At 72.6% G+C, this 25,516-nt stretch carries 28 protein-coding genes and 1 pseudogene; 11 read left to right on the forward strand and 18 right to left on the reverse strand.

Going from position 1 to position 25,516, the window contains the following annotated elements; translation table 11 throughout:
- The first annotated feature begins 304 nt into the window (after positions 1-304).
- On the forward strand, positions 305-598 hold the full coding sequence (locus ACQPZK_RS22325; protein ID WP_433534863.1) for a hypothetical protein: 294 nt from the start codon (positions 305-307) through the stop codon (positions 596-598).
- Here ACQPZK_RS22325 and ACQPZK_RS22330 read toward each other — a convergent pair whose 3' ends face one another.
- From ACQPZK_RS22330 to ACQPZK_RS22345, 4 genes and pseudogenes are all read right to left on the reverse strand, one after another.
- Positions 599-1,165, reverse strand: a complete 567-nt coding sequence (locus tag ACQPZK_RS22330) for a Trp biosynthesis-associated membrane protein (RefSeq protein WP_433534864.1) — start codon at positions 1,163-1,165, stop codon at positions 599-601.
- Positions 1,162-2,715, reverse strand: coding sequence for an anthranilate synthase component I (locus ACQPZK_RS22335; protein ID WP_433534865.1), 1,554 nt, complete (start codon positions 2,713-2,715; stop codon positions 1,162-1,164). The genes ACQPZK_RS22330 and ACQPZK_RS22335 overlap by 4 nt, the downstream gene beginning before the upstream one ends.
- Positions 2,712-3,140 carry a phosphoribosyl-AMP cyclohydrolase gene (gene hisI / locus ACQPZK_RS22340; protein WP_433539277.1) on the reverse strand — a complete coding sequence of 143 codons (429 nt, stop codon included), beginning with the start codon at positions 3,138-3,140 and terminating at the stop codon, positions 2,712-2,714. Before hisI ends, ACQPZK_RS22335 begins: the two co-directional genes overlap by 4 nt.
- Positions 3,141-3,368: 228 nt before the next feature.
- Positions 3,369-4,007 (reverse strand): annotated as a pseudogene (locus tag ACQPZK_RS22345) (phosphoribosyl-AMP cyclohydrolase); the annotation flags it as partial.
- A 192-nt stretch (positions 4,008-4,199) separates the two neighbouring features.
- On the opposite strand from ACQPZK_RS22345, the gene ACQPZK_RS22350 reads away from it, so the two are divergent.
- The 3 genes from ACQPZK_RS22350 (at position 4,200) to ACQPZK_RS22360 (ending at position 6,372) form a co-directional block, all read left to right on the forward strand.
- Positions 4,200-4,940, forward strand: coding sequence for an ABC transporter ATP-binding protein (locus ACQPZK_RS22350; RefSeq protein ID WP_433534866.1), 741 nt, complete (start codon positions 4,200-4,202; stop codon positions 4,938-4,940).
- Positions 4,937-5,692 carry an ABC transporter permease gene (locus tag ACQPZK_RS22355; RefSeq protein ID WP_433534867.1) on the forward strand — a complete coding sequence of 252 codons (756 nt, stop codon included), beginning with the start codon at positions 4,937-4,939 and terminating at the stop codon, positions 5,690-5,692. The genes ACQPZK_RS22350 and ACQPZK_RS22355 overlap by 4 nt, the downstream gene beginning before the upstream one ends.
- Positions 5,693-5,775: 83 nt before the next feature.
- Positions 5,776-6,372, forward strand: a complete 597-nt coding sequence (locus ACQPZK_RS22360) for a TetR family transcriptional regulator (RefSeq protein WP_357170748.1) — start codon at positions 5,776-5,778, stop codon at positions 6,370-6,372.
- Here ACQPZK_RS22360 and ACQPZK_RS22365 read toward each other — a convergent pair.
- From ACQPZK_RS22365 to ACQPZK_RS22375, 3 genes are all read right to left on the reverse strand, one after another.
- Positions 6,369-7,118: a DUF2470 domain-containing protein gene (locus ACQPZK_RS22365; RefSeq protein ID WP_433534868.1), complete on the reverse strand. Its 750-nt coding sequence runs from the start codon at positions 7,116-7,118 to the stop codon at positions 6,369-6,371. The genes ACQPZK_RS22360 and ACQPZK_RS22365 overlap by 4 nt on opposite strands.
- 95 nt (positions 7,119-7,213) lie before the next feature.
- Positions 7,214-8,989 carry an ABC transporter ATP-binding protein gene (locus tag ACQPZK_RS22370; protein ID WP_433539278.1) on the reverse strand — a complete coding sequence of 592 codons (1,776 nt, stop codon included), beginning with the start codon at positions 8,987-8,989 and terminating at the stop codon, positions 7,214-7,216.
- 17 nt (positions 8,990-9,006) lie between these two features.
- Positions 9,007-10,890: an ABC transporter ATP-binding protein gene (locus ACQPZK_RS22375; RefSeq protein ID WP_433534869.1), complete on the reverse strand. Its 1,884-nt coding sequence runs from the start codon at positions 10,888-10,890 to the stop codon at positions 9,007-9,009.
- Positions 10,891-11,062: 172 nt separating this feature from the next.
- Between ACQPZK_RS22375 and ACQPZK_RS22380 the strand changes: the two genes are divergently transcribed.
- The 3 genes from ACQPZK_RS22380 to ACQPZK_RS22390 all read left to right on the forward strand — a co-directional run bounded on the left by ACQPZK_RS22380 (position 11,063) and on the right by ACQPZK_RS22390 (position 14,732).
- Positions 11,063-11,692 carry a TIGR03085 family metal-binding protein gene (locus ACQPZK_RS22380; RefSeq protein ID WP_433534870.1) on the forward strand — a complete coding sequence of 210 codons (630 nt, stop codon included), beginning with the start codon at positions 11,063-11,065 and terminating at the stop codon, positions 11,690-11,692.
- A 201-nt stretch (positions 11,693-11,893) separates the two neighbouring features.
- Entirely contained in the window at positions 11,894-12,769 is an 876-nt protein-coding gene (locus ACQPZK_RS22385) for a terpene synthase family protein (protein WP_433534871.1), read from the forward strand.
- A gap of 136 nt (positions 12,770-12,905) precedes the next feature.
- The gene (locus tag ACQPZK_RS22390; protein ID WP_433534872.1) at positions 12,906-14,732 is read left to right on the forward strand and encodes an AMP-dependent synthetase/ligase; all 1,827 of its coding nucleotides are present in this window, start codon (positions 12,906-12,908) and stop codon (positions 14,730-14,732) included.
- Positions 14,733-14,804: 72 nt separating this feature from the next.
- On the opposite strand, the gene ACQPZK_RS22395 is transcribed toward ACQPZK_RS22390, so the two are convergent.
- On the reverse strand, positions 14,805-16,262 hold the full coding sequence (locus ACQPZK_RS22395) for a PLP-dependent aminotransferase family protein (RefSeq protein ID WP_433534873.1): 1,458 nt from the start codon (positions 16,260-16,262) through the stop codon (positions 14,805-14,807).
- Between the two features lie 59 nt (positions 16,263-16,321).
- On the opposite strand from ACQPZK_RS22395, the gene ACQPZK_RS22400 reads away from it, so the two are divergent.
- The gene (locus tag ACQPZK_RS22400; protein WP_433534874.1) at positions 16,322-16,996 is read left to right on the forward strand and encodes a YczE/YyaS/YitT family protein; all 675 of its coding nucleotides are present in this window, start codon (positions 16,322-16,324) and stop codon (positions 16,994-16,996) included.
- 102 nt (positions 16,997-17,098) lie between these two features.
- Positions 17,099-17,560, forward strand: a complete 462-nt coding sequence (locus ACQPZK_RS22405; RefSeq protein WP_433534875.1) for a hypothetical protein — start codon at positions 17,099-17,101, stop codon at positions 17,558-17,560.
- Between the two features lie 13 nt (positions 17,561-17,573).
- On the opposite strand, the gene ACQPZK_RS22410 is transcribed toward ACQPZK_RS22405, so the two are convergent.
- Together ACQPZK_RS22410 and ACQPZK_RS22415 are read right to left on the reverse strand one after the other, a co-directional pair.
- Positions 17,574-18,122, reverse strand: a complete 549-nt coding sequence (locus ACQPZK_RS22410) for a GNAT family N-acetyltransferase (RefSeq protein ID WP_433534876.1) — start codon at positions 18,120-18,122, stop codon at positions 17,574-17,576.
- Positions 18,119-18,430 carry a hypothetical protein gene (locus tag ACQPZK_RS22415; RefSeq protein ID WP_433534877.1) on the reverse strand — a complete coding sequence of 104 codons (312 nt, stop codon included), beginning with the start codon at positions 18,428-18,430 and terminating at the stop codon, positions 18,119-18,121. Before ACQPZK_RS22415 ends, ACQPZK_RS22410 begins: the two co-directional genes overlap by 4 nt.
- 286 nt (positions 18,431-18,716) lie before the next feature.
- On the opposite strand from ACQPZK_RS22415, the gene ACQPZK_RS22420 reads away from it, so the two are divergent.
- Together ACQPZK_RS22420 and ACQPZK_RS22425 are read left to right on the forward strand one after the other, a co-directional pair.
- On the forward strand, positions 18,717-19,976 hold the full coding sequence (locus ACQPZK_RS22420) for a helix-turn-helix transcriptional regulator (RefSeq protein WP_433534878.1): 1,260 nt from the start codon (positions 18,717-18,719) through the stop codon (positions 19,974-19,976).
- 10 nt (positions 19,977-19,986) lie between these two features.
- A complete protein-coding gene (locus tag ACQPZK_RS22425; protein WP_433534879.1) occupies positions 19,987-20,694 on the forward strand; it encodes a 5-formyltetrahydrofolate cyclo-ligase in 708 nt (235 codons plus the stop codon).
- Positions 20,695-20,971: 277 nt separating this feature from the next.
- Here the strand turns inward: ACQPZK_RS22425 and ACQPZK_RS22430 are convergent, their stop codons facing one another.
- The 8 genes from ACQPZK_RS22430 to ACQPZK_RS22465 form a co-directional block, all read right to left on the reverse strand.
- Entirely contained in the window at positions 20,972-21,178 is a 207-nt protein-coding gene (locus ACQPZK_RS22430) for a DUF397 domain-containing protein (protein WP_433534880.1), read from the reverse strand.
- A 23-nt stretch (positions 21,179-21,201) separates the two neighbouring features.
- On the reverse strand, positions 21,202-21,969 hold the full coding sequence (gene hisF, locus ACQPZK_RS22435) for an imidazole glycerol phosphate synthase subunit HisF (protein ID WP_433534881.1): 768 nt from the start codon (positions 21,967-21,969) through the stop codon (positions 21,202-21,204).
- 73 nt (positions 21,970-22,042) lie between these two features.
- Complete coding sequence (locus ACQPZK_RS22440) at positions 22,043-23,041, reverse strand: NADP-dependent oxidoreductase (RefSeq protein WP_433534882.1); 999 nt, start codon at positions 23,039-23,041, stop codon at positions 22,043-22,045.
- A 53-nt stretch (positions 23,042-23,094) separates the two neighbouring features.
- The gene (locus ACQPZK_RS22445) at positions 23,095-23,526 is read right to left on the reverse strand and encodes an organic hydroperoxide resistance protein (protein WP_433534883.1); all 432 of its coding nucleotides are present in this window, start codon (positions 23,524-23,526) and stop codon (positions 23,095-23,097) included.
- 5 nt (positions 23,527-23,531) lie between these two features.
- The gene (locus ACQPZK_RS22450; protein ID WP_433534884.1) at positions 23,532-23,978 is read right to left on the reverse strand and encodes a MarR family winged helix-turn-helix transcriptional regulator; all 447 of its coding nucleotides are present in this window, start codon (positions 23,976-23,978) and stop codon (positions 23,532-23,534) included.
- Between the two features lie 78 nt (positions 23,979-24,056).
- Positions 24,057-24,446, reverse strand: coding sequence for a RidA family protein (locus ACQPZK_RS22455; RefSeq protein WP_433534885.1), 390 nt, complete (start codon positions 24,444-24,446; stop codon positions 24,057-24,059).
- Entirely contained in the window at positions 24,443-25,168 is a 726-nt protein-coding gene (gene priA / locus ACQPZK_RS22460) for a bifunctional 1-(5-phosphoribosyl)-5-((5-phosphoribosylamino)methylideneamino)imidazole-4-carboxamide isomerase/phosphoribosylanthranilate isomerase PriA (RefSeq protein WP_433534886.1), read from the reverse strand. Before priA ends, ACQPZK_RS22455 begins: the two co-directional genes overlap by 4 nt.
- A 14-nt stretch (positions 25,169-25,182) precedes the next feature.
- On the reverse strand, positions 25,183-25,506 hold the full coding sequence (locus tag ACQPZK_RS22465; protein WP_433534887.1) for a hypothetical protein: 324 nt from the start codon (positions 25,504-25,506) through the stop codon (positions 25,183-25,185).
- Between the last annotated feature and the right edge of the window lie 10 nt (positions 25,507-25,516).

Raw genomic sequence — 25,516 nt, forward strand, 5'->3', positions numbered from 1 at the left:
GGGGATGTCACGCAGCGCCACCTCCGTATTGACCGCCGTCACACGACGAGAGCCCGACGGCTCCGGTCGAACCGGGCCGACCCATCGATCATGCCATCCACTCCGGCTCGCCGCCCGACGACAGCGACGGAAGTCGATGTTGTGAGCAAGCTCAAGGCCGAACGGCCCCTCCCAGGTCGCGGGCGTGGCGGGACAGTTGACGGGGCGGTCACCCCGACGAAACGTCGGCCGGTGAGCATCGTCCTCGGGCAGACTCGATGACGCGCCTGCCCCACCGTCGCCGACTCCTCGTGCGGAGTGAGCCATGAATACTGCCGAGTCGAACCCCAGCATCGGACTGACCACCATCTCCCGGACCATGGCGTCGCTCGCCGTCGGAATGGTGCACACCCTGGAGCGGGCCGTCGTCGGCGAGGGCCGGATGCGTACGGCACGCGGCAACGCCTGGGAGGCCGTCTGCGCCGACCGGGCCCGCGCCGACCGACGCGCCGAGCTGGACCGCCTCGTGGCCGAGCTGACCGCCACCCGCGCCGCCGCCCGCCCGCAGCGGGACCGCCAGCCGGTCGTCCGGGAGCGGGACCGTCAGCCCGTCGGCTGATCAGCCGGCCGTGGGGTCCTCACCCCGGTCCAACGCGTCCCACGCCTCGGTGGTCCGCCGACCGGCCATCGGGCCCGGCGCGGAAGCCGTCGTCGGTTTACTCTCCGTGACGGTCCGCGCCGGCCGCTCGTACCGGGCGCCCATCGCCGGCCACCCGCCGCCCCGCAGCGCCGTCCACCCGCCACCCACGACCACGAGCAGACCGCCGACCAGGCAGAGCGCCGGCCACTGCCGGCTCACCACACCGCCGAGGTCGGCGACCAGTCCGTAACCGGCGCCGGCCGACACCGCCAGGCCCAGCGCGCCGAGCAGCACACCCAGCAGCCGCCGTACCCGCCCCCGGGTGGCCAGCACCGCGCCACCACCGGCCAACGCCACCACGGCCAGCGCCGGCAGCCACGGCAGCAGGGCCGCCCCGCTGCGGGCCGCGCGCACCGGCGGCAACGGCGCCGGCCGCGCGGTCACCTCGACCGACCAGCCCCGGGTCGCCATCCACAGCGCCAGGCCCGCGCCGGCAAGACACAGCAGCATCGCGTACGTCAGCTCGCGCCGACCCCCCACGCTCACCGGGCCGCCCTCAGCGTTTCGGCGGCGGCGATCGCGGCCAGCACGGCGGCGGCCTTGTCGCGGGTCTCCTGCTCCTCGGCGGCCGGATCCGAGTCGGCGACCACCCCGGCGCCGGCCTGCACGTAGGCGCGGCCGTCGCGGATCAGCGCGGTCCGGATGGCGATCGCCATGTCCAGGTCGCCCCCGAAGCCGAAGTAGCCGACCGTGCCCCCGTACACGCCACGGCGTACCGGCTCCAACTCCTCAATGATCTCCATGGCGCGCACCTTGGGCGCGCCGGAGAGCGTCCCGGCCGGGAAGGTCGCGGCGAGCGCGTCGAACGCGGAACGGTCGTCACGCAGCGTGCCGGTCACGGTGGAGACGATGTGCATCACGTGGCTGTACCGCTCGATGGTCGCGAACTCGGGCACCTGGACACTGCCCGGCTCGCACACCCGGCCCAGGTCGTTGCGGCCCAGGTCGACGAGCATGACGTGCTCGGCGCGTTCCTTGGGATCGGCGAGCAGTTCGGCGGCGAGGCCGGCGTCGGCCGCCGCGGTGCCGCCGCGCGGTCGGGTGCCCGCGATCGGGTGCAGCAACGCCCGCCGCCGCCCGTCCGCGCCGGCGGTGACCTTCAGGTGCGCCTCCGGCGACGAGCCGACGATGTCGAACCCGTCGAAGCGCAGCAGGTACATATACGGGCTGGGGTTGCTGGTGCGGAGTACCCGGTAGACGTCCAGCGGGTCGGCGTGCGTGGTCCGCTCGAACCGCTGGGACAGCACGATCTGGAAGCACTCGCCGGCCCGGATCGCCTCCTTGGCCGCCTCCACGGCCTTGACGTAGCCCCCCTCGGGCGTACGACAGACGACCTCGCCGGCAGCTTGACGCGCGACCGTCGAGATCATCGGCGGGATGGGCCGGGACAGCGCGGTGGTCATCGCGTCGAGGCGGCCCACCGCGTGGTGGTACGCGGCGGTGACGTGCGCGTCGCGGCCGGGGGCGTCCAGCGGTGGCAGCACCGCGTTCGCCACCAGGATGGCGGAGCCGTCGTAGTGGTCGAGCACCACCAGGTCGGTCGCGAGCATCATGCCCAGCTCCGGCACGCCGAGGTCGGACTCGGTCAGCTCGGGCAGCCGCTCGAAGCGGCGGACGAGGTCGTACCCGAGATAGCCGACCATGCCCCCGGTCAGCGGGGGAAGGCCGTCACCCGGGCCGTGCGGCGGCCCGGCGAGCGCCGCGACGGTGTCCCGCAGCACCCGCACCGGGTCACCGTCGGTGGGCAGCCCGGCCGGGGGCTGCCCGAGCCAGGTCGCCGCGCCGTCCCGCTCGACGAGGGTGGCGCTGCTCCGTACGCCGATGAACGAGTACCGCGACCAGGCCATGCCCGCCGAGCCGACCCCCTGCTCGGCCGATTCGAGCAGGAACGTGCCGGGCCCGCCGGCGAGCTTGCGGTAGACCCCCACCGGAGTCTCGGCGTCGGCCAGCAGCCGTCGGGTGACGGGTACGACACGCCAGCGGGCGGCCAGGTCGGTGAAGGTGGGCAGGTCGGGGCTCACCGCGCCGTCGGTCATGCCTCGGCCCCGGTCACCGGCAGCTCGGTGAAGAAGCACGTCCGGTGCCCGGTGTGGCAGGCGGCGCCGACCTGGTCGACGCTGACCAGCAGCGCGTCGCCGTCACAGTCCAGGGCGACCGAGCGCACGTACTGGTGGTGCCCGGAGGTGGCGCCCTTGACCCAGTACTCACGTCGGCTGCGCGACCAGTAGGTGGCCCGGCCGGTGGTGAGGGTGCGGTGCAGCGCCTCGTCGTCCATCCAGGCGACCATCAGCACCTCGCCGGAGTCGTGCGCGCGTACCACGGCGGCGACCAGGCCGTCGGCGTTGCGGCGCAGCCGGGCCGCGACGGCCGGATCGAGCCGGGACGGGCGGACCGGCGCCGACGCCGCCGGGCCACTCGGTTCGCTGGGAACGCCGGTCACCGGCGCGTCAGGTACGGGCACAGTTGCCCATTCTCCCGCACGTGGCGTGGGCACCGGCGACGGCTCCCGCCGAGGGTTCGGCCGGTGACCCACGGGCCGCGCGAGCTGGGCCACGTAACGGTCGAGGCGGCCGTCGACCAGGGCGTCGGCCAGGTCGGTGCCGGAGGAGTCGGCGATCTCCCCGGCGTACGGGCGGATCAGCGGCAGGGTGCCGGCGACCAGCCGCACGGCGGCGGCCCAGAGTTGCCCGGTGGCGCCCGGGCGCAGGCCGAGGCAGAGGAGCATGTCCTCGCGGTAGCCGACCGGGGCGACCGGTAGCTCCAGGGCCGCCGCGAACGCCGCGCGCCGGGACGACACCCGCACCGACGGGTTCGCCGGGCGCAGTACCGAGGGGCAGAGGCGGGCCAGGTCCGCCACGGCGAGCCGGACCCCGAGGCGGTCGGCGGCGGCGCGGGCGGCAGCGGCCTTGCCGAGCAGGGCGATCAGCTCCTCCAGGCGGGGCGGCTCGGCGGGCTGGCAGAGCACCGGCAGGTCGATCCGGGGCCGCCAGTGCGGGTCCGCCCAGAGCAGCCGGGCCGGCGCGGTGACCGGCAGTCCGAACGCCCAGTCGGCCGGCTCGCCGAGCCGGTGCACCCAGGAGCGGACGTCGCGCGCCGCCACCGAGACGTGGGTGACCCGTCCGGCGGTCTCGGCGAGGTACGCGCGGCGGGCGGCGTACGGCGAGCCACCGACCAGCACGTCGAGGTCGACGTCGCTGTGCGCGGTGGCCGCCCGCCGGGCGTGACTGCCGCGCAGCAGGATGCCGACGACCGGTCGCTCGGCGGCGTCCCGCAACCGCGCGGCCCAGTCCTCAAGAAATCCGCTGTGCGGTAACGGAGCGTGACCCACGGCGTCATCGTGCCGTACGTCCGATCAGCACGCAATGCCCGTTGCCGGACCTGCTGTCCGGTCCGAAGCCTACTGCCCGTTGTCACGCTGGGCGCGAGGGCGGGCACCAGAGGACAGGCCGCCCGTTGCGCGGGCCACCCACTCCCCTCTAGCGTGGAATTCAACGAATGATGAGTTTCTTGGAGGTGCGCGATGGACGACGCGATAGGCGTCCGCGACCTGGTGGTCGATCGAGGCGGGCGGCGGGTGCTGGACGGCATCACCTGCGCCGTTCCGCGGGGCGCCGTCACCGGCCTGCTGGGGCCCAGCGGCAGCGGCAAGACCACCTTCATGCGCGCGGTGGTCGGCGTGCAGGTGGTCACCTCGGGGACGGTGACCGTGCTGGGCCAGCCGGCGGGCGCCCCGGCGCTGCGGCACCGGGTGGGCTACCTCACGCAGGCGCCGAGCGTCTACGCCGACCTGACCGTGCGGGAGAACGCCCGCTACTTCGCGGCCCTGTACGGGCGTGGTCGCGCCGAGGCCGACGAGGCGGTGACCGCCGTCGGGCTGGCCCGGGCGGCCGGTCAACTCGTCGCCACCCTCTCCGGCGGCCAGCGCAGTCGGGCCTCGCTGGCCTGCGCCCTGGTCGGTGACCCGGAGCTGGTCATCCTCGACGAGCCCACCGTCGGTCAGGACCCGGTGCTGCGGGCCGACCTGTGGGCCCGGTTCCACGCCATGGCCGCCGCCGGCACCACCCTGCTGGTGTCGAGCCACGTGATGGACGAGGCGGCCCGCTGCGACCGGCTGCTGCTGATCCGTGAGGGCCGGCTGATCGCCGACGACAGCCCGGACGCGATCCGCGCCGCGGCCGGCGTGGACGATCTCGACGAGGCGTTCCTGCGGCTGATCCGGGCCGGCGAGGCGAAGGCGTCCGCCGGACGGGACAACTCATGAACGTGCGGATCCTGGCGGCCACCATCGGCCGCGTCCTGCGCCAGCTCCGGCACGACCGGCGGACGATCGCGCTGCTCGTGGTGGTGCCGACCGTCCTGCTCACGCTGGTCTACTACATGTACGCCGACAAGCCGACACCGCCGGGACAGCCGTCGGTGTTCGACCGGGTCGCGCTGGTGATGCTGGGGACCTTCCCCTTCGTGATCATGTTTCTGGTGACCAGCATCGCGATGCTGCGCGAGCGCACGTCCGGCACCCTCGAACGGCTGCTCACCACCCCGCTGGGCAAGCTCGATCTGCTCTTCGGGTACGGCATCGCGTTCGGGCTGGCCGCCGCGGTGCAGGCCTCGTTGGCGGCCGGTCTGGCGTACTGGGTCTTCGACCTGCGAACGCTCGGCAGCAGCGGTCTGGTGATCGGGATCGCGGTGCTCGACGCGGTGCTCGGGGTCGCCCTCGGCCTGCTGTGCAGCGCCTTCGCCCGCACCGAGTTCCAGGCAGTACAGTTCCTCCCGGTCGTGGTGATCCCGCAGCTCCTGCTGTGTGGGCTGTTCGTGGCCCGTTCCGAGATGGCCGGCTGGCTCCAGGGTTTGAGTGACGCCCTGCCCCTGACGTACGCCATCGAGGCGTTGCAGGAGGTCGGCGCCCACGCCGAGCCGACCGCGACCATGTGGGTGGACGTGGGCGTGGTGTTCGGCGCGGTGGTGTTGGCGCTGGTGCTCGCGGCGGCGACCCTGCGTCGGCGCACCGGCTGACCGACCGGCGGCGGCCCGCGCGGGGCGGGTCGCCACCCGCCGTCGGGGGACCGGCGGCGTCAGCGGACGAACGAGGGGCGGCGATGACGCGGCGTACCGGCCGGCGACCCGGCAACCCGGACACCCGGGAGGCGATCCTCGACGCGGCGCGGGCGACGTTCGCCGAACGCGGTTTCGACGCCGCGCCGATCCGCGCCATCGCCGCCACCGCCGGGGTGGACCCGGCTCTGGTACACCACTACTTCGGCACGAAGGACCAGCTCTTCCGGGCCGCGATGAACTTCCCCGTGGACCCCGCCGAGCTGCTGCCGGCGGTGCTGGCCGGTGACCAGGACGGCGTCGGCGAGCGGCTGGTACGGACCTTCATCGGCATCTGGGACTCTCCGGCCGGCAGCGCCGGGGTGGCGCTGGTGCGCTCGGTGCTCAGCAGCGAGTGGACCGCGCGGCTGCTGCGGGAGTTCGTCACCACGCAGGTGCTGCGCCGGGTGCTCGACCAGCTCGACGTCGATCCGGCCGAGGTCCCGTTGCGCGGTTCGCTGGTCGCCACCCAGCTGATCGGCCTCGCCATGATCCGGCACGTGGTACGGCTGGAGCCGGTCGCGTCGGCCGATCCGGAGCTCCTGGTCGCCACCATCGGCCCCAGCGTCCAGCGGTACCTGACCGGGTCGCTGCCGATCTAGCGGGGCGGGTGCACGTCGGCGGGGCGGCGCAGCGGCGGGAGCAGTCGGCCCAGCTCGTCGGGACCGGTGAGCGGGCACGGGAACGCCAGTCGGACGCGCCGCCGCGCGCCGGGGCGTCCGAGAGAGACCACCAGCCCGTAGCGGTCCACCCGCACCACGCGCGGCGGCCCGTCCGGAGCCTCTTCGGTCAGCCCGAGCTGCCGGCGCAGGTAGTCGGTGACGGCGGCGGGGTCGCGCTGGGCGAACTCGGCGAGCAGCAGCGATTCGACGGGGTGCACCGGATCCGGTTCCGCCTCGGCGTACTCCCCCGGGTCGATCCGGTGCACGACGCCGGCCCGCTCCCAACGGACCTCGGCAACCTCGAAGCGGAACAGCCGGAAGCGGGCGCCCACGTCGAGCAGGTCGCCGGTCGGCTCGACGGCGGCGAAGTCGACGGCGGCACGGCGTGCCTCGTCCTCGTGCAGTTCCACGGCCCAGCCGGAGACCCAGGCCCGCCCGAGGCCGGGAGCGCCGGCGGCGGGAGGCAGGTCGAGGACGTCCAGGACCACCGCGACGTCGGCGCCCCCGGCGACGGGCTGTAGCGCGGCGCCCAGGTGACTGGCGACCGGCACCAGCAACAGCACCCGGCCGTCGGGGTCGGTCACGTGCCGGGCGTGGTGCGGACCCGGGCGGCGAGCCAGGTGGACGAGGCCGGGCAGGCGACCGGCGACGAGGGTGCGGACGATCTCGGCGGGGCTGGGCCGCATGGCGCAACCTCCTTCAAAGGTTAGCCTTACCTAACCGGAGCGTAGAGCACGCGCACCACCGCGTCCACCAGCCGACACCATGGAAAATCGACCCGTTACCTGGTCTGCTCCAGCCAGGAGGCGTACAGCAGGCCGTAGACCGAGTCGGCGTCGCGCACCAACTCGTCGTGCGGGCCACGCTGCACGATGCGCCCCCGGTCCACCACGATGACCTCGTCGGCGGCCTGGGCGGTGGAGAGCCGGTGCGCGATGGCGAGGGTCGTACGCCCCCGCGTGACCGCGTCCAGGGTGCGCTGCAACCGCACCTCGGTCGCCGGGTCCACCGCGCTGGTCGCCTCGTCCAGCACCAGCAGATCCGGATCGGCCACGTACGCCCGCGCCAGCGCGACGAGCTGCCGCTCCCCGACGCTCAACGCCTCGCCACGCTCGCCCACCGGGGTGTCGAGGCCGGCGGGCAGACCGTCCAGCCAGTCCGCCAGGCCCAACTCCGTGAAGGCGGCCCCCAGCTGCTCGTCGGTCAGCTCCGGCCGGGCGAACCGTACGTTGTCGCCCACCGTCGCGTCGAAGAGGAACCCGTCCTGCGGCACCATCACCACCCGCGAGCGCAGCGAGTCGAAGCGCACCTGCGCCAGCGGCACCCCGGACAGCAGCACCGCCCCCGCCGACGGATCCATCAGTCGGGTCAGCAGCTTCGCGAAGGTCGTCTTGCCGCTGCCCGTCTCGCCGACCACCGCCACCCGGCTCTTCGCCGGGATCTCCAGGTCGATGTCGTGCAGCACCGGCAGACCGCCGGGATAGGCGAACCGTACGCCCGAGAACCGGATGTCCAACGGACCGACCGGCAGGTCCCGGCCCTGCTCCCCCGGGTCCGCGACGTCCGGGGCGACGTCCAGCACGTCCAGCACCCGCCGCCAGCCGGCGATCGCGTTCTGCGCCTCGTTGAGCACCTCGGTGGCGATCTGCACCGGCTGGATGAACAGCGTCACCAGGAAGAGGAACGCGGTCAGCTGGCCGATCGACAGCGTGCCGTCCACACCCAGCGTCACGCCGAGCACCACCACGCCGGCCAGCGCCAACCCGGCCGCCAACTCACCGACCGAGCTGCCCACGATGCTGATCCGGATGGCCCGCTGCTGCGCGACGCGCTGCGCGTCGATCGCCTCGTCCAGCCGCCGCTCGGTACGCCCCGCGATGCCGTACGCCCGGATCACCGGCGCGCCCACCACGCTCTCGCCGATCGCGCCCAGCAACGCGCCGGTGCGCTGACGCACCGTCGCGTACGCCGCGCCGAGGCGGCGCTGCAACTGCCGGATGACGAGCACCGCCGGCAGGAACGCCGCCAGCACCACCAGGGTCAACTGCCAGGAGTACGCGGCCATGACGGCCGTCGTCACCACCAACTGACCCAGGTTGACCAGCAGGATCACCCCGCCCCACTGGAGGAACTGGGTGATCTGGTCCACGTCGCTGGTCACCCGGGACACCAGCGAGCCACGCCGCTCCGACTGCTGGTGCAGCATCGACAGGTCGTGCACGTGCCGGAACGCCCGCGTCCGCACGTTCGCCAACGCGGTCTCGCTGACCGTGAACAGCCGGCGCATCATCAGGTAGCCGCAGGCCGTGGTGACCACGAGGATCGCCGCGGTGACCACCACCACCGACCAGACGACGTCCAGCTTCAGACCGCCGACGATGCCCCGGTCGATGCCCTGCTGCACCGCCACCGGAACGGCCACCCGGCCCACCATGTAGACCAGCGCCAGGGCCAGGGTGGCGGCCAGCCCGGTCCGCAGCTCCGGTGAGAGGGCCAGCCCTCGCCGCAGCGTCCGCCAGGTCGTCTCCGGCTGCTCGTCCCGCTGGTCGGTCGTCACCGTCGTAACCGTCGTACTCAATGGTCCACCTCGATCTCCAGGCCCGACGGCAGCGGCGCCACCTCGTCGTCGTACGCGCGCTCCTGCGCGCGGTCGACCTCCGCCTGCTCGTAGGCGGTGACCAGGTCCACGTACCCGGGCACGGTGGCCAGCAGCTCGGTGTGCGTGCCCCGCGCGACCACCCGCCCCTGCTCGACGTAGATGACCTCGTCGGCGAGGGCGATGGTGGCCCGGCGGTACGCCACGACGAGGATCGACGCGGCGGGAACGCCCGGCTCACCGGCCGAGGAGCGCAGGCCGGCGAGGATGGCCGCCTCCACGCGGGGGTCCACGGCGCTCGTCGCGTCGTCGAGCACCAGCAGGCGGGGCCGCCCGGCTAGGGCGCGGGCCAGCGTGAGCCGCTGCCGCTGCCCGCCGGAGAGCGAGGTACCCCGCTCGCCGACCATCGTGTCCAGCCCGTCCGGCAGCGCCGCCACGAAACCGTCCGCCTCGGCCAGGCGCAGCGCCGCCCACACGGCCTCGTCGTCGATGCCCGGGCGGTCCAGGGCGATGTTGGCCCGTACGGTGTCGTCGAAGACGAACGGCACCTGCGCCACGAGCGCGACCGTGCCGGCCAGCGACGCGGCGGTCAGGTCACGCATGTCGACCCCGTCCAGCACGACGGTGCCCGAGTCCGGGTCGACCAGGCGTACCGCCAGCGAGGCGATGGTGGACTTGCCGGCACCGGTCGGCCCGACCAGGGCGACCGTGCGACCGGCCGGGACGGTGAAGCCGACCTCGCCGAGCACCTGCGCCCCGGGCTGGTGAGCCTCGGCGGGCGGGTAGGAGAAGTGCACGTCGGTGAAGGTGAGGGTGGCCGGCCCGGAAGTGGCCGGGTCGAGCGTCCGCTGTCCGTACGGCATCTCGCCGGTGGCGTCGAGGACCCGGCGCACCCGGTCCCAGCCGGCGACGCTGCGGGGCAGCTCGGCCAGCACCCAGCCGATGGCGCGCACGGGGAAGGCCAGCACGGTGAAGAGGAAGGCGACGCTGACCAGCTCGGTGACGCTGATCGCGCCCTGGCGCAGCCGGAACGCCCCGACCACGAGCACGGCCAGGGTGCCGAGGCTGGGCAGCGTCTCCAGCAGCGGGTCGAAGACGCCCCGCAGCCGGCCGACCGCGATCAGGGCGTCGCGCAGCTCACCGGCACGGCCGGCGAACCGGGCGGTCTCCTGCGCCTCGCGGCCCATCGTCTTGACCACCAGCGCGCCGTCGAAGCTCTCGTGGGCGATGCCGCTGACCTCGGCGCGCAGCCGCTGCGCGCGGGCCTGGCGGGGCGCCATCCGGCGGGAGTAGACGACGTTGAGCGCGAACAGCGCGGGGAACACCGCGAGACCGACCAGGGCCAGGGCCCAGTCGGTGGCGAACAGCGAGACCATCGCGCCGACCAGCATCACCAGCGTGCCCACCGCGAAGGGCAGCGGGGCGATCGGATACCAGGCCGCCTCCACGTCGGAGTTGGCGTTGGACAGCAGGGTGCCGGTGGCGTTGCGGTGGTGCCAGGACAGCGGCAGGTCCAGGTAGCGGCGGGTGACCCGGCGACGGTAGGAGGCCTGGAGCCGGTACTGCATGTAGCCGGCGCCGAGCCGGCGGCCGAAGATGCCGACCACCCGCAGCACGCTGATCCCGAACAGGGCGACCGCCGCCAGCGTCAGCGCGCCCACGCCGACCTCGCCGCGCGCGATCGCCGGCACCACCACGTCGCCGACCACCGCGCCCACCACGTAGGCGCTGACGATGACCATCGAGCCGAACAGCACGCTGCCGACCACGGCGACCGTGAAGATCCGTGGCTGCTCCCGAATCGCCTGCCGCAGAACCCCCAGCCCTCTGCCGAGCACGTCCCGGCTTGTCCTGCTCGCCACGCTCTCCCCCGCCGTAAGCCACAATTATCTACCTCATCCTTACCGTTGCGGGCCGGCACCGCCGACCCCGACGGGATATGTCGACCATCACGTACCGGACGAGGCCGTACGCCCGGCGCGACCCGCTCCCGCTCGGCGCGCGGCGGCGGAGGTCCGGGCCTACGATCGGCCCATGTCGCGGTACGCCCGAGCCGAGCGCGAGGCGCTGGCCGACCTCCTCCTGGCCCTCGGGCCCGACGCCCCGACGATCAACGAGGGCTGGGCGACGCGCGACCTCGCCGCGCACCTGGTGCTGCGCGAGCGCCGTCTGGACGCGGCCGGCGGGATCATGCTGCCGCCACTGCGGGGGTACGCCGAACGGGTCCGCCGCCGGCTCGCCGCCGAGCCCTACGCGGAACTGGTGGCGAAGGTTCGCCGGCCGCCGTTGTGGAGCCCGGTCAGCAACCCGCTGACCGACGAGCTGGTCAACGCCATGGAGTTCTTCATCCACCACGAGGACGTCCGGCGGGCCGTCGGAGGTTGGCAGCCGCGCGAGTTGCCGCGCGGCCTGCAGGCCGCGCTGTGGAAGCGAGCCGCACCGATGGCCCGGCTGACGCTGCGGCGCTTCCCGGCGGACCTCTACGTGCAGGCGCCCGGGTACGGCGAGGTCTCCGTCGGCCGTGGCGGCGAACGACTACGCGTGGTGGGCGCACCGGCCGAGTTGGCCCTGTTCCTCTCCGGACGCCAGCGGGTCGCGCGGGTCCAGCTCGACGGCTCCGCGGCGTCGGCCCGACAGTTACGCAACGCCAGCCTGGGCATGTGACTTTCTGCGCTTAATCGGTCACAGCAAGGTCGGACGAATGCCCCAGTCCCAACGATGCGTACCGATACCTCCTCCCGTACGCTTCACCGCGCCGTTCCGCGCCGGGGCGGCACGATGTGGGGGCACACGATGCGAAGTTTCGCAATCTCGGCGCTACGGGAACCCTCCTTCATGGCGGGGCGCCACAAGTCCACAGATCGGGTGGCCAACGAAAGCGTCGAGTGGGCGCGCGCTTTCGGCCTGGTCAACTCCGGTCAAATTCATCGACTGCAACGGGCGGACGCCGCCGGTCTGGCGGGCCGAGCCTGCCCGGACGGGCCGGTGCGGGGGCTGCGCCTCCTCACCGACCTGATCTCCTGGCTCTTCGTCATGGACGACACCTGCGACGAGGACGGCCTCGGCGCCGATCCGAGCCGGCTCGCGCCGGTCATCGCCGCCCTGCTCAACGTGCTGGACCGCGCCGGTGATCCGGCCGCCGCACTACCGCCGGAGGTCGGCCCGCTGGGCACCGCGCTGCACGACCTGTGCCGCCGTACCCGGGCCGAGGGTCGGCCGCCGATGCTGCTGCGGTTCGTCAGCCAGGTCCGCCAGTACCTGCTGGCGCTGCTCTGGGAGGCCGCCAACCGGGAGCGCCGCCGCGTGCCGGGGGTGACGGAGTACGTCCAACTGCGCCGGCACATCGGCGGCGTACACCCCTGCCTCACCCTGACCGACCTCGCGTCGGATCAGCCACTCGGGCCGGCCGGGCGCGCCGACGCGGCCCTGACCGCCCTGGACCTGCTGGCGGTGGACCTGGTGTGCTGGTGCAACGACCTCTTCTCCTACGGCAAGGAGAGCCGGTCCGACCCGGACGCGCACAACCTGGTGACGGTCATCGCCCAGGAGCGCGGCCTCGACGAGGCGGACGCGTTACGGGCCGCCGCGGACCGCTTCAACCGGGGATTGGCGGCGTACCAGGCGGCGGAGGAGGGACTGCTCGCCAGCGGCGTCGAGGGGTTCCAGTCGCCGCTGGCGGCGCGACGCAACTGGGTCCGGGCCACCTACGACTGGTCAGTCGTGGCTGCCCGCTACGCCTGACCGGTGCGCCGGTCGGCGCGGCGAGATCACCGGACGATCACCGGCACTAGCCGATGCCCGGTATCAGGCAATACTCTTCGGTAACCACTATGACGTGACGACCGTCACGTCACCACCCCCGAAGGCGGCTACAGCGATGGCTCTCGATGTACCGTACCGTTCCATCCCGGACATGTTCCTCAAGCGCGTGGCGGCCACCCCCGACCGGCACGCGTTCGCGTCCCCGACCCCTGACGACTCGGGGCCCGACTGGTTGACCTGGGAGCAGGTCGGCCAGCGCGCCAAAGCCGTCGCCGCCGGCCTGCACGCGCTCGGCGTCGGCCAGGAGAACCCGGTCGCGATCCTGGCCAACACCCGGCTCGACTGGGTGGTCGCCGACCTCGGCATCATGTGCGCCGGCGGGGCGACCACCACCGTCTACCCGACCACCGAGCCGGCGGACGCGACGTACATCATCGCTGACTCCGCCTCACGGGTCCTCTTCGCGGAGAACCCCGCGCAGGCGGCCAAGATAGCCGGAGCCGACCTGCCGGCGTTGACCCACGTCGTGCTCTTCGACGGCACCCCCGACCCGAACGCCGCGATCCCCCAGCTCACCCTCACCGAGCTGGAAGAACGGGGCAGGCAGACGCTGGCCGCCGAGCCCGATCTGATCGACATGCTCGTCGCCGGCATCGGTCCCGACCACCTCGCCACTCTGATCTACACCTCCGGCACCACCGGTCAGCCCAAGGGTGTCGAGCTGCTGCACGGTGGCTGGTGCTGGGAGGCGGTGGCGCAGGCCGACGTCGGGTTGCTGCGCGACGACGACCTGCAGTACCTGTGGTTGCCGCTGGCGCACTCGTTCGGCAAGACGCTGCTCTGCGGCGCGATCCACGTCGGCCTGCCGACCTACGTGGACGGGCGGGTGGAGAAGCTGGTCGACCTGCTCGCGGTGATCCGTCCGACGCTGATGTGCGGCGCACCCCGGGTCTTCGAGAAGGTCTACAACCGGGCGGTGACCACCGCGCAGGGCGCCGGCGGCGCGAAGGCGAAGATCTTCGCCTGGGGCGTGCAGGTCGGCAAGGAGAAGGTCGCGTTGGAGCAGGCCGACAAGCCGGTGCCGGCCGGGCTCAAGCTCCGGTACGGGCTGGCCGAGAAGCTCGTGTTCAGCAAGCTCCAGGCGCGACTGGGCGGCCGGATGCGGGTGCTGGTCTCCGGCGCCGCGCCGCTGAGCCCGGAGATCGCCACCTTCTTCGCCGCGGCCAACCTGCCGATCTCGGAGGGCTACGGCCTCACCGAGACCAGCGCCGGCAACTTCGTCAACCCGCCGGACGGGCTGCAGATCGGCACGGTCGGCAAGGCGATGGGCGACCTGGAGTGCCGGATCGACACCGACGGCGAGATCCTGGTGCGGGGTCGGCCGGTGATGCGCGGCTACCACAACCTGCCCGAGGAGACCGCCGCCGCATTCACCGAGGACGGCTTCTTCCGCACCGGCGACATCGGCACGCTCGACGAGAAGGGCTACCTGCGGATCACCGACCGCAAGAAGGACCTGGTCAAGACCTCGGGCGGCAAGTACATCGCGCCCTCGCACATCGAGGGCATGTTCAAGGCCATCTGCCCGTACACCTCGCAGGCGGTCGTGATCGGGCAGGCGCGCAACTTCTGCACGATGCTCGTCACGCTCGACGCGGACGCCATCCGGGGCTGGGTGGCCGGCGGCCCGCTGGAGGGCCGCGACTACACCGGGATCGTCACCTCGCCGGAGGCGCAGGCGATGGTCGAGGAGTACGTCGCACAGCTCAACGCCAAGCTGAACCGCTGGGAGACGATCAAGAAGGTGGCGATCCTGCCGCGTGACCTGACCATCGAGGACGGCGAGATCACCCCGTCGTTGAAGATCAAGCGACGGGGCGTGGAGGGCAACTTCTCCGCCGAGATCGACAAGATGTACGCCGGCACCCTCGCCGAGCTGTAGCAACGGACCGTCGTGGCCCCGCACCCGCTCGGGTGTGGGGCCACCGGCGTCTCGATCGGCGGCCGTACGGGCTCAGGCGATGACCGACGGCTCCGGCCACCGCTGCCGATCGCTGCGGTCCAGGTCGTAACGGACCGTGGCGATCCGCTCCACGGCCTCCACCAGCTCGGCCGCCGGCAGGGTGAACGGCAGTCGCAGGAAACGTTCCAGGGTGCCGTCCAGACCGAACCGGGGCCCGGGCGCGAGCCGTACGCCGACCTCCTCGGCGGCCCGGGCGAGCGCGCTGGACACCGGGCCGTCCAGCTCGGCCCAGAGGGTCACGCCGCCGCGCGGCACGGTCACCCGCCAGTCCGGGAGTCGGTGCGCCAGCGCCCCGAGCAACGCGTCGCGCTGGGCGGCGAGCTGCGCTCGACGGTCGGCGACGATGGCCGCCGCGTCGGCGAGCAGGCGTACCGCCACCAGCTGGTCGAGCACGGGGCTGGACATGTCGACGCCGACCCGGACGGCGGCCAGCCGCTGCACCTGCGGCGCGGACGCGCGTACCCAGCCGATCCGCAGACCACCCCAGTACGGCTTGCTCATCCCTCCGATGCTGACCACCCGGGAGTGCCGGTCGAACGTGGCGGTGGGGGGCGGCAGCTCGACGCCGTCCAGCGGGAGGTCCACGAAGGACTCGTCGACGATGAGGTCGGTGCCCACGGCGTGGGCGGCGGCGACCACCCGCTCGCGCAACGCGGCGGGCATCAGGTGCCCGGTCGGGTTCTGGAACTCCGGGATCAGGTACGCCAACTTGGGCCGGGTCTGCCGCAGGCTGCCCAGCAACAGGTCGGGCTCCCAGCCGCCGGCGTCGGCGGACAGACCGTGGGTGGCGATCCGGGCCCGCCGGCCGGCCAGCGCGGCGAGCGCGTTGGGGTACGTCGGCGACTCGACCAGCACGTTCCCGCCGGGGGCCAGGGCGAGGCGCAGCACCAGGTCCAGGGCGTGCTGGGTGCCGCTGGTGACCATGATCTGGTCCGCCGAGGTGGGTAGCCCTCGCGCGGTGTAGCCGGCGGCCACCGCCTCGCGCAGTTCACCGATGCCGGTCGGGTGGTAGCCGGCGCCGCCCAGGTAGCGGGGCAGGTCCTCGACGGCGGCCCGGGAGGCCCCGAGCAGTTGCGGCGGGGCCGCCAACGCGGCGACGCCGAGGTCGATCATGTCCCGGTCGTCCAGCGGGGTCCACAGGCCGGTGCTGGCGACCCGGTGGTTGCCCGGCAGCATCGTCCAACTGCCGGCGCCCCGGCGGCTGGCCAGGTGGCCGGTCTCGCGCAGCTCCCGGTACGCGGCGGTGACCGTGGTACGGCTGATCCGCAGCGCCTCGGCCAGCTCGCGTTCCGCCGGCAGCCGTACGCCCAGGGGAAGCCGGGCGTCGGCGAGCAGCCCGCGTACCGCCCCGGCGAGTGCGGCGTAGTCGGGGCTGCGGCGACGGCCCGGGAGGGCGTGCCACTGCCCCAGCAGCCGCGCCAATTGGACCCCTCGCACCTGACCGGTCATGGCCACTCCTCGGATATTGGCTTCTTCCTCCGGGAGGATTGGCACCTAGGGTGGCATGCATGGCACTGATTGGCAATCTCCGGGAACGGCCGGTGCGACGGCTCACCCAGCTCTACGCCGGGCTCGTCCTCTACGGGCTCAGCATGGCCCTGATGGTCCGCTCCCACCTGGGCCTCGACCCCTGGGACGTCTTCCACCAGGGGTTGTCCGAGCTCACGGGGCTCTCCTTCGGCACGGTCACCATCGGCGTCGGAGCTCTGGTGCTGCTGCTGTGGATTCCGCTGCGACAGCGGCCCGGCCTCGGCACCGTCAGCAACGTGGTGGTGGTCGGCCTCGTGGTGGACGCCACCCTGGCCCTCATGCCCACCGGTGGCCCTCTCGGGCTCCGCATCGCGTTTCTGATCACCGGAATCGTCGCCAACGGCGCCGCCACCGCGCTCTACCTCGGCGCCCGCCTGGGCCCCGGCCCGCGCGACGGGCTGATGACCGGCTTCGTCGCCCGCCATCCCCGCTTCTCGGTGCGACTGGTGCGTACCGTCATCGAGGTCACGGTGCTCGCCCTGGGCTGGCTGCTCGGCGGCACCGTCGGCGTCGGTACGGTCGCCTACGCGCTGGCCATCGGTCCGCTGGCGCAGTTCTTCATCCCGCTCGTCGCGGTGCCCCCGGCCACGGCCGACGCTGACGACGAATCGGCGGTCACTGCCGGTGGCCCCTCGCACGCCCCGGCCGCGTGACCGTTCACCGACCGTTCACGGACCGGCACGCCGCGCTGGTGGAAGTGGGCTCGTTGGAGGGTGGGTGTTCCCTTCCGCGTCGCTCGCCGTCATCATCACTGCATGGGGGAGAACGGTTGGCGCTGGAGCGACGCCTGGATCTTCGTGTCGTTGGTCATCGCGAGCGGCGCCGGACGACACCGACGGTCCGCGACCAGCCGCCGCCCGGAGGGCGTACGTCTGACCGACGTGCTGTCCACCGCCGACCATCTCAACCACGCGATTCCCGAACGACACGAGGTGGAGGCCGCGGTCCAACGGCTGGTCGGCGCGGGCCTGGTCACCGTCGCCGACGGATGGTTCCGCATCACCGCCGAGGGTGAGCAGCTCTGGCGCAGCCGCCCCCGGGCCGGCGTCGCCACGATGGTCGACACGGTGCAGGGCGTGCTGAGCCGCCGGCACGCGCCCGGCAGCGCCGACTGGGTCCTGGAGGAGGCCGACCACGCGGCGGCCGTGCAGGAGTACGCGGTGCGCTCGATCCCCACCCCCCGCCGGTCACCCGAGGGCCACTCCGGCGGCCACTGAAGCCCAGCGGCGCTCAGGGACGCTGGACGGGTGCGACGGGTAGCGGCAGGGCGAGCAGGTGCATCGGCGTGCCGTCGGGCATCGCCGATCCGCCGACCCACTGCCACCCCGCCCGCTGGTAGATGATGCGGGCGGGTGCGGCCGGGTTGGACGAGAGGGTCGCCCACCGTTCGGGCCGCCCGTCGAGGAGCCGGCGGATGAGTTCCGCGCCGATGCCCGCACCGCGCCGCTCGGGGTGCACGATCCACTCCAGCACCGCGAACTTGTCGGCGGCGCGGAGATCGGCAGGAGGCTCGGCGTCGGCGCGCCTCCACCACCGCCCGGCAGGCATCGTCCACCCGTACGCCGCACCCACCAGCGCGTCCGCGTCCTCGGCGACCACGAGAGTGAACCCGGGGCGTCGTGACTCGTCGGGCAAGCCGTCGGCGAAACCGGCCACCTGCTCCGGCCCCTCGGCGTAGGGCGGCTCCGCGTAGACGACCGCGTACAGACACACCAGCGCCGCAAACACGGTCGTGGCCGATTCGGCGGTGTGCACGGTGTACGTGACGGGCGCTGTCATGTCCCCTCCGGTGTCTGCGGTTCGGCGCTGGACAGGCGGCGGTGCCGGACCGGCCAGCCGAGGAACCGATCGAACAGATCAGCCGCGGTGCCGGTCACGGTGGGGTTGAGCCGGTGCAGGTCATCAATGGCCTCGTGCAGACAGCCGGCGAGGTAGAGGAACAGGCTCAACGACACGTCCCGGTACTCGGCCACGAGAGCCAGCTTCGCCGACCCGCACGGCCACGGCTGCCCGCAACGGTGGCACAGCCACAGGGGACGCATCGGCACATGCCCACCTTCATTTGACCGGTTCCGGTGCACGGTCATGCGCCCACGTTCCCTCGAGACGGCCGGCGGTGGGCTCGCCGGGGGAATGGCGAGCCCACCGCCGCCGCACGGCGGCTCGGGAGAGACCGCCGATCACCCACCCGCGCAGCCCCGATGGCGGTACGCAGGTGGGGAGTCGTCCGGACATGAGCAAGACCTGAGCGCTCTACTAGATCATCGGTGCGATCGCGCTTCGAACAGCTCACGCTGCACCCTCCGCTCAGTAGCTCGCTTGGTCGCTCGTCATCCACCCAACCGCTGCGAGCCGGCAGGTCCCAGTGCGTCAATGGCGCAGAACCGATGCATCCCCATTGCGACGACCTGTATGAGCTGGATAAATGGGTCTGTGACACGCAGCGACGGCATGGGGCGGCGCGCGCCCGGCTTTCGGCGGCATCGGCTGGCGCAGCGACGCAAGGCGATCGGACTCAGCCAAGAACGGCTCGCCGAAGTCCTCGGCGTGGATCGTTCCACCATCGTGCGGTGGGAACGCGCGGAGACGGACCCGCAGCCTTGGCACCGTCCACACCTGGCCACGGCGCTCAAGGTGTCCATCGAGGAACTGGCCGATCTTCTCCTGCCCGACACCCATCAGCCGCCCGCAACCCCCGACGGACGTCTCGCCTACGCGTTGCGGCTGCCTGGTCGCGTCGACCTGATCACCGTGGCACGCCTGCGGGAGCGCGTGCGGCATCTGGACGAACGCTACGACCAGACGCCCTCGACCCTCCTGCTCGCCGAAGCGGCACAACTGCACGGTCAGGCGGTCTTCCTCCGCCAGCACGCCGATGTCGGTTCAGTTCGGCGGGAACTGGCCGCGGCGGTCGCCGAAGCGGCAACCTTGATGGGCCAGCTCGTATGGGACGCCACGCAGCGACACGACCACGCCGCCAGCGCGACCTACTTCGACCAGGCGATCAGCGCCGCGAGAGAAGCCCGCGACCCGGTCGCCGAAGCCAACGCGATCCTTCGCAAGAGCTACCTCGCGCTTTACGGGACGAGGCGGCCGACCGCCGCCCTCGCGTTGACCACACAGGCCGCTGCGGTGAGTCGCCGCGACAGTCACGTGCTCGCTGGCCTCGCCCACCTGCACTGTGCCGAGGCACATGCCATGCTCGGCCACGTTCCTGACTGCACTGAGGCACTTGGAGCCGCCGAAGATCATTTCGCCTCGGTCGGCACACAGGATCCGGCCGCAGCTCTCTACTGTCCCAGCCATTACGCGCGACTGGCGGGCTCCTGCTGGTTGTCGTTGGGCCAGTCAACCAAAGCCGTCAAAGCATTGGAGACAGCTCATCACCTGATCGCCGTGCGACGTAAGTCGACCGCTGTCGTCCTCGGCAATCTCGCCCTCGCCAACATCCGCCACCGCGACCTCGACACTGCCGTCTCCTACCTGAATCTCGCCGTCGATGTCATCGAGCGGACCCGGGCCGGAGGTGGCCTCACGCTCGCCTTTGCCGCTGCCCGGCAGCTGCGTCCCTGGAGCGGGCAACCGTTGGTCCAGGACGTCAACGACCGGCTCCTCACCCTCATGACTCCCTAGGAGCACCAGCGTGACAAGCACCGACGAGGCCAAGCAGGCCGTTCGACGAGCCGTCTGGGACCTCCTCGAACGCGAAGGCGTCGCACCGCCCGGCGTCCACGGCCACATCCCCGACTTCGCCGGCAAGGAAGACGCAGCGGCCCGGCTCGCCGATCTGGAAGTCTGGAAGCGGGCGCGGGTCGTCAAGTGCAATCCCGACCGGGCCCAGCTGCCCGTCCGGGTCCGCGCCCTCCAAGAGGGCAAGCTGCTCTACATGGCGGTCCCGCGACTCGCCACGCCGAAACCCTTCTACCTGCTCGACCCGGCCGTTCTGGACGTTCCGTTCGAGATTGCGGCCACGAGCACCGGTGCGCCCGAGGTCGCGCCCACAGTCGGCACCGACGACATGCGCCCGGTGGACGTGATCGTGTGCGGCAGCGTCGCGATCAGCCGACCGAACGGCGTACGGCTCGGCAAGGGGGCAGGCTACTCCGACCTGGAGATCGCGCTCCTGGCCGAGGCCGGCCTCGTGACCAGGGAAACGGCAATCGCCACCACCGTCCACCAGAGCCAACTTCTGGACGAGGATCTACCGCACGCCGATCATGACTTCAGCGTCGACTACGCGGTCACTCCTGAAGAGGCCGTCGCATGCGCTCCGGATCGTCAGCGACCGTCCGGCATCATCAGGTCGAACCTCCGCCCCGATCAGCTCGACACCATCCCCGTGCTGCGCTGACTCCTCACGAGATGTGGGGTCCGCGCCCGCGTCCGGTGCTGGGCATGGGCGGGAGCATTTGCGGATCTGGTCGCGCACGACGCGTACCATCTGGGTCCGCCGTCACCCTGCGCCGGCGGTCGGCGGTGACCCCCGGTCACCGCCGTGGGGGCGGATGCGGTCGTGAGCGGTATACCTGAGAGTCATATTGATACCTCTGAGGTATACCACTCAACAGCACATCGACACGGCGGGCAGCCACAGCGGGTCAGCGGCGTCGGTGTTCGACTCGCGTGGATCAGGGCCGCGTGCTGGCGTGCCTGACCCCGTCGATGAATGCCGTCCACGCCGCCACGGTCACGACCAGGGACGGACCCCACGGGTTCTTGGAGTCACGGATGGCGACCGCGTGCGACGCCAGAGCAACTTCGACGCACTCGGCATTCCCGTTCAAGCTGCGGCTGCTCTTGCGCCAGGTGGCGGTGGTCAGGAAGGCACGGTCCATGTGGTCCTCCTTCGCATGAGCCGCTAGCGCACCGGGTGGCCGCTGCGGCGCAGGGCGTCCTTGACCTCGCCCACCGTCAGCTCGCCGAAGTGAAAGACGCTGGCCGCGAGGACGGCGTCGGCCCCGGCCCCGATCGCCGGCGGGAAGTGCGCCACCTCACCGGCCCCGCCGCTGGCGACGACCGGTACGTCCACCACGGCCCGGACCGCGCCGATCAGTTCCAGGTCGAAGCCCGCCTTGGTGCCGTCGGCGTCCATCGAGTTGAGCAGGATCTCCCCCGCGCCCAGCTCGGCGACCTGCCGGGCCCAGCCGACCGCGTCGATGCCGGTGCCGCGCCGGCCGCCGTGGGTGGTGACCTCGAACCCGCTGGGCGTGTCGCCCGTGGCCGCGCGGCGGACGTCGAGGGAGAGCACGAGCACCTGCCGACCGAACCGGTCGGCGATCTCAGCGATCAGCTCCGGCCGGGCGATGGCGGCGGTGTTGACGCCGACCTTGTCCGCCCCGGCGCGCAGCAGCGTGTCGACGTCGCCGACCTGCCGGACCCCGCCCCCGACGGTCAGCGGAATGAAGACCGACTCGGCGGTGCGGCGCACCACGTCGAGCATGGTGCCCCGGTCGCTGGACGACGCGGTGACGTCGAGGAACGTGAGCTCGTCGGCGCCGGCCCGGTCGTACGCGGCGGCCAGCTCCACCGGGTCGCCGGCGTCGCGCAGGTCGAGGAAGTTGACCCCCTTGACCACCCGTCCGGCGTCCACGTCGAGACAGGGGATCACCCGTACCGCCACCGTCATGCCGCCACCCTATCCTCCGCGTACGGCGCGGCGGCCGACCCGAGGGGGCCGACCGCCGCGCCGGACACGCACGTCACACCCGGACGAGCATCTTGCCCAGGTTCTCGCCGCGCAGCAGCCCGAGGAACGCCGCCGGGGCGTTCTCGATGCCGTCGACGACCGTTTCGTCGTAGGAGAGTGTGCCCTCGCGCAGCCACCCGGCGACGTCCTGGACGAACGTCGCGCGCAGGTTGTTGTGGTCGTTGACCAGGAACCCACGCAGGGTGAGCCGCTTGCCGATGACCAGCGCGAGGTTGCGCGGCGCGGCCGGCGGCTCGGTGGCGTTGTACTGCGCGATCATGCCGCAGATGGCGGCCCGGCCGTGCAGGTTCATGGCCGAGATCGCGGCCTCAAGGTGGTCGCCACCGACGTTGTCGAAGTAGACGTCGACGCCGTCCGGGGCGGCCGCGCGCAGCGAGTCACGGACCGGGCCGTCGTGGTAGTCGAACGCGGCGTCGAAGCCGAGCGCCCGCAGCCGCTCGACCTTGGCGGCCGAGCCGGCGCTGCCGATGACCCGGCCCGCGCCCTTGAGCTTGGCGATCTGACCCACCAGGCTGCCGACCGAGCCGGCCGCGGCGGAGACGAAGACCGTCTCGCCGGGCTTCATGGCGGCGACCTCCAGCAGACCGGCGTACGCGGTGAGCCCGGGCATGCCGAGCACGCTCAGGTACGCGCTGGCCGGGGCGAGGCTCGCGTCGACGGTGCGGGCGCGACCGGCGTCGAGGAGCGCGTACTCCCGCCAGCCGAGACCGTGCAGGACGGTGTCGCCCACGGCGATGTCGGGTGACTCGCTGGCCACCACCTCGCCGACGGCGGCCCCGTCGAGCGGGGCGTCGAGCGCGAACGGCGGCACGTACGACTTGACGTCGTTCATCCGTCCCCGCATGTACGGGTCGACGGAGACGTACTGGTTGCGGACCACGATCTGGCCGGGTCCGGGCGTCGGGACGTCGGTCTCGACGAGTCGGAAGGTGTCTTCGGTGGGCCAACCCTCGGGGCGGCGGGCCAGGTGGATCTCGCGGTTGCTGGTCATCGGGGTGGTCGTCCTTCCGTACGCGAATGGGGGTCCGGGGCCGCTACGGACGGTCAGGCGGCCAGGGTCTCGCGGACGGTGAGCACGACGTCGATGTTGCCGCGGGTGGCGTTGGAGTACGGGCAGACCTGGTGGGCCTGCTCGACGAGCTGCTCGGCGGTCTCGCGGGGTACGGCGGGCAGGTCGACGACGAGCTGCGCGGTGAGCCCGAAGCCACCGCTGCCGTTCGGGCCGATGCCGACCTCGGCGGAGACGACGGAACCGGTCACGTCGGCCTTGGCGCGGCGACCGACGATGCGCAGGGCGCTGTGGAAGCAGGCGGCGTAGCCGGCGGCGAAGAGCTGCTCGGGGTTGCTGCCGCCACCCTCGCCACCCAACTCCTTCGGCGACGCCAGGTCCATGGCGAAGGTGCCGTCGGAGGTCTCGACGTGGCCGTCCCGGCCGTCACCGGTGGCGGTCGCGGACGCGGTGTAGAGAACCTTCATGATGGTCACTGCTCCTTCTGTCGATGGACGGTCTCGGTGACCCGGGTGAGGGTGTCGCGCAGCGCGACGAGCTCGTCGAGGCCCAGGCCGGTGGCCTGCGCGATTCGCAGCGGGACGCCGCAGAGCCGTTCCCGCAGCGCCCGACCCTGCTCGGTGAGGCCCACCTCGACCCGCCGTTCGTCGCGAGCCGAGCGTCGGCGCACCACCAGGCCCGCGCTCTCCAGCCGCTTGAGCAGTGGGGAGAGCGTGCCGGAGTCGAGCCGCAGCTCGGCGCCGAGCTCGGACACCGCGGGCGGGTCGTCGGGGCGTTCCCAGAGGACCAGCAGCACCAGGTACTGCGGGTAGGTCAGCCCGGCCTCGTCGAGGATCGGCCGGTACACGTCGGTGAGGGCGCGCGACGCGGCGTAGAGCGCGAAGCACACCTGCCGGCGCAGCACCAGGTCATCGGTCACCGGTGAACCGTAGCCCGCAATTAAGTTGTGCACAACCGATCAGCGCGGAAGTCGCCGTGACGGGGACCACCGCCGGAGTCAGCGGTCGCCGACGTACGCCTCCAACTCCACCTCGACCAGATGCTCCGGATCGAGCAGACCCGCCACCATCACGAGCGTCGCCACCGGTCGGACCGCGCCGAAGACCGCGTTGTGCGCCCGGCCAACCTCGTCGGCGTGCAGCCGGTCGGTCACGTACATCCTGGTCCGCACCACGTCACCCGGCTCCACGCCCACCTCGGCGAGCGCCGCCAACCCGATCCGCAGCGCCTGCGCCGTCTGCGCGGCGGCGTCCCCGACATGCACCACTCGACCGTCCACGGTGGAGGTGCACCCCGCCGTGAGGGCCAGGTCACCGGCCCGCACCACCCGCGAGTAGCCGTAGCTCTGCTCCCACGGCCCGCCCGAGCCCAGCCGGGTGACCGTCACGCCTCGGCCAGCGTACGCAGCGCCTCGGCCACCGTGAACGCGCCCGCGTACAGCGCCTTGCCGGCGATCACACCCTCCACACCCAGCGGCTCCAGCGCGGCCAGGGCCCGCAGGTCGTCCAGCGTGGACACACCACCGGAGGCGATCACCGGCCGGTCGGTCCGCGCGCACACGTCCCGCAGCAGATCCAGGTTCGGCCCGCGCATGGTGCCGTCCTTGGTGATGTCGGTGACCACGTACCGCGTGGCCCCCGCCTTGTCCAGGCGCTCCAGCACCTCGTACAGGTCACCGCCGTCGCGGGTCCACCCCCGCGCGGACAGCGTCTGACCCCGGACGTCCAGCCCGATCGCGACCCGGTCGCCGTACTCCCCGACGACCCGGTCGCACCACTCCGGGTTCTCCAGGGCGGCGGTGCCGATGTTCACCCGGGCCGCCCCGGTGCCCAGCGCCGCGCGCAGCGACTCGTCGTCGCGGATCCCACCCGACAACTCGACCTGCACGTCAAGCTGGCGCACCACCTCGGCGAGCAGGTGCGCGTTGGTGCCCCGCCCGAAAGCCGCGTCCAGGTCGACCAGGTGGATCCACTCGGCGCCGTCGCGCTGCCACGCCAGCGCCGCGTCCAGCGGGTCGCCGTAGACGCTCTCGCTGCCGGCGGCGCCCTGCACGAGCCGGACGGCCCGGCCGTCGGCGACGTCCACGGCGGGTAAAAGGGTGAGGCTCAACGTCTTCTCCTCGATCAGGTACGACGGTCCAGGGCGATCACCACGATCGCCGGCAGTACGAGCAGCAACAACACGATCAGCGCGACGCGCAGCGCCAGATCGTCGACGAACGTCCAGATCAGGATCATCGCCGCACCGGTGAGCAACACGATCGCCGCGCGCTCGCCCCGCGTGTGCCGGGCCAGCCGGCCCGAACGACCCCGCCGCACCTGCGGCGTCAGCCGACGCAGGACCGCGCGGCGGCGCTGCCGACGGGCCACCCGGCGCTGCCGGACCGCCCGCTCGCGCGCCAACTCCGCCTCACGTTCCGCCCGCCGGCGGGCCCGTTCCCGACTCACCGCGACGCCC

It is taken from the genome of Micromonospora sp. CA-249363 (genome assembly GCF_050950185.1).
Classification (GTDB): Bacteria; Actinomycetota; Actinomycetes; order Mycobacteriales; family Micromonosporaceae; genus Micromonospora.

Coding starts and splice junctions, on each gene's coding strand:
- ACQPZK_RS22440 (WP_433534882.1), bottom strand. CDS start 23,041: ATGACCAGCAACCGCGAGATCCACCTGGCCCGCCGCCCCGAGGGTTGG.
- ACQPZK_RS22365 (WP_433534868.1), bottom strand. CDS start 7,118: ATGCGGCCCAGCCCCGCCGAGATCGTCCGCACCCTCGTCGCCGGTCGC.
- ACQPZK_RS22395 (WP_433534873.1), bottom strand. CDS start 16,262: ATGACCGGTCAGGTGCGAGGGGTCCAATTGGCGCGGCTGCTGGGGCAG.
- ACQPZK_RS22445 (WP_433534883.1), bottom strand. CDS start 23,526: ATGAAGGTTCTCTACACCGCGTCCGCGACCGCCACCGGTGACGGCCGG.
- ACQPZK_RS22430 (WP_433534880.1), bottom strand. CDS start 21,178: ATGGACCGTGCCTTCCTGACCACCGCCACCTGGCGCAAGAGCAGCCGC.
- ACQPZK_RS22410 (WP_433534876.1), bottom strand. CDS start 18,122: ATGACAGCGCCCGTCACGTACACCGTGCACACCGCCGAATCGGCCACG.
- hisF (WP_433534881.1), bottom strand. CDS start 21,969: ATGACGGTGGCGGTACGGGTGATCCCCTGTCTCGACGTGGACGCCGGA.
- ACQPZK_RS22420 (WP_433534878.1), top strand. CDS start 18,717: ATGGCGCAGAACCGATGCATCCCCATTGCGACGACCTGTATGAGCTGG.
- ACQPZK_RS22415 (WP_433534877.1), bottom strand. CDS start 18,430: ATGACCGTGCACCGGAACCGGTCAAATGAAGGTGGGCATGTGCCGATG.
- ACQPZK_RS22405 (WP_433534875.1), top strand. CDS start 17,099: ATGGGGGAGAACGGTTGGCGCTGGAGCGACGCCTGGATCTTCGTGTCG.
- ACQPZK_RS22380 (WP_433534870.1), top strand. CDS start 11,063: ATGTCGCGGTACGCCCGAGCCGAGCGCGAGGCGCTGGCCGACCTCCTC.
- ACQPZK_RS22350 (WP_433534866.1), top strand. CDS start 4,200: ATGGACGACGCGATAGGCGTCCGCGACCTGGTGGTCGATCGAGGCGGG.
- ACQPZK_RS22360 (WP_357170748.1), top strand. CDS start 5,776: ATGACGCGGCGTACCGGCCGGCGACCCGGCAACCCGGACACCCGGGAG.
- ACQPZK_RS22400 (WP_433534874.1), top strand. CDS start 16,322: ATGGCACTGATTGGCAATCTCCGGGAACGGCCGGTGCGACGGCTCACC.
- ACQPZK_RS22390 (WP_433534872.1), top strand. CDS start 12,906: ATGGCTCTCGATGTACCGTACCGTTCCATCCCGGACATGTTCCTCAAG.
- ACQPZK_RS22335 (WP_433534865.1), bottom strand. CDS start 2,715: ATGACCGACGGCGCGGTGAGCCCCGACCTGCCCACCTTCACCGACCTG.
- ACQPZK_RS22355 (WP_433534867.1), top strand. CDS start 4,937: ATGAACGTGCGGATCCTGGCGGCCACCATCGGCCGCGTCCTGCGCCAG.
- ACQPZK_RS22325 (WP_433534863.1), top strand. CDS start 305: ATGAATACTGCCGAGTCGAACCCCAGCATCGGACTGACCACCATCTCC.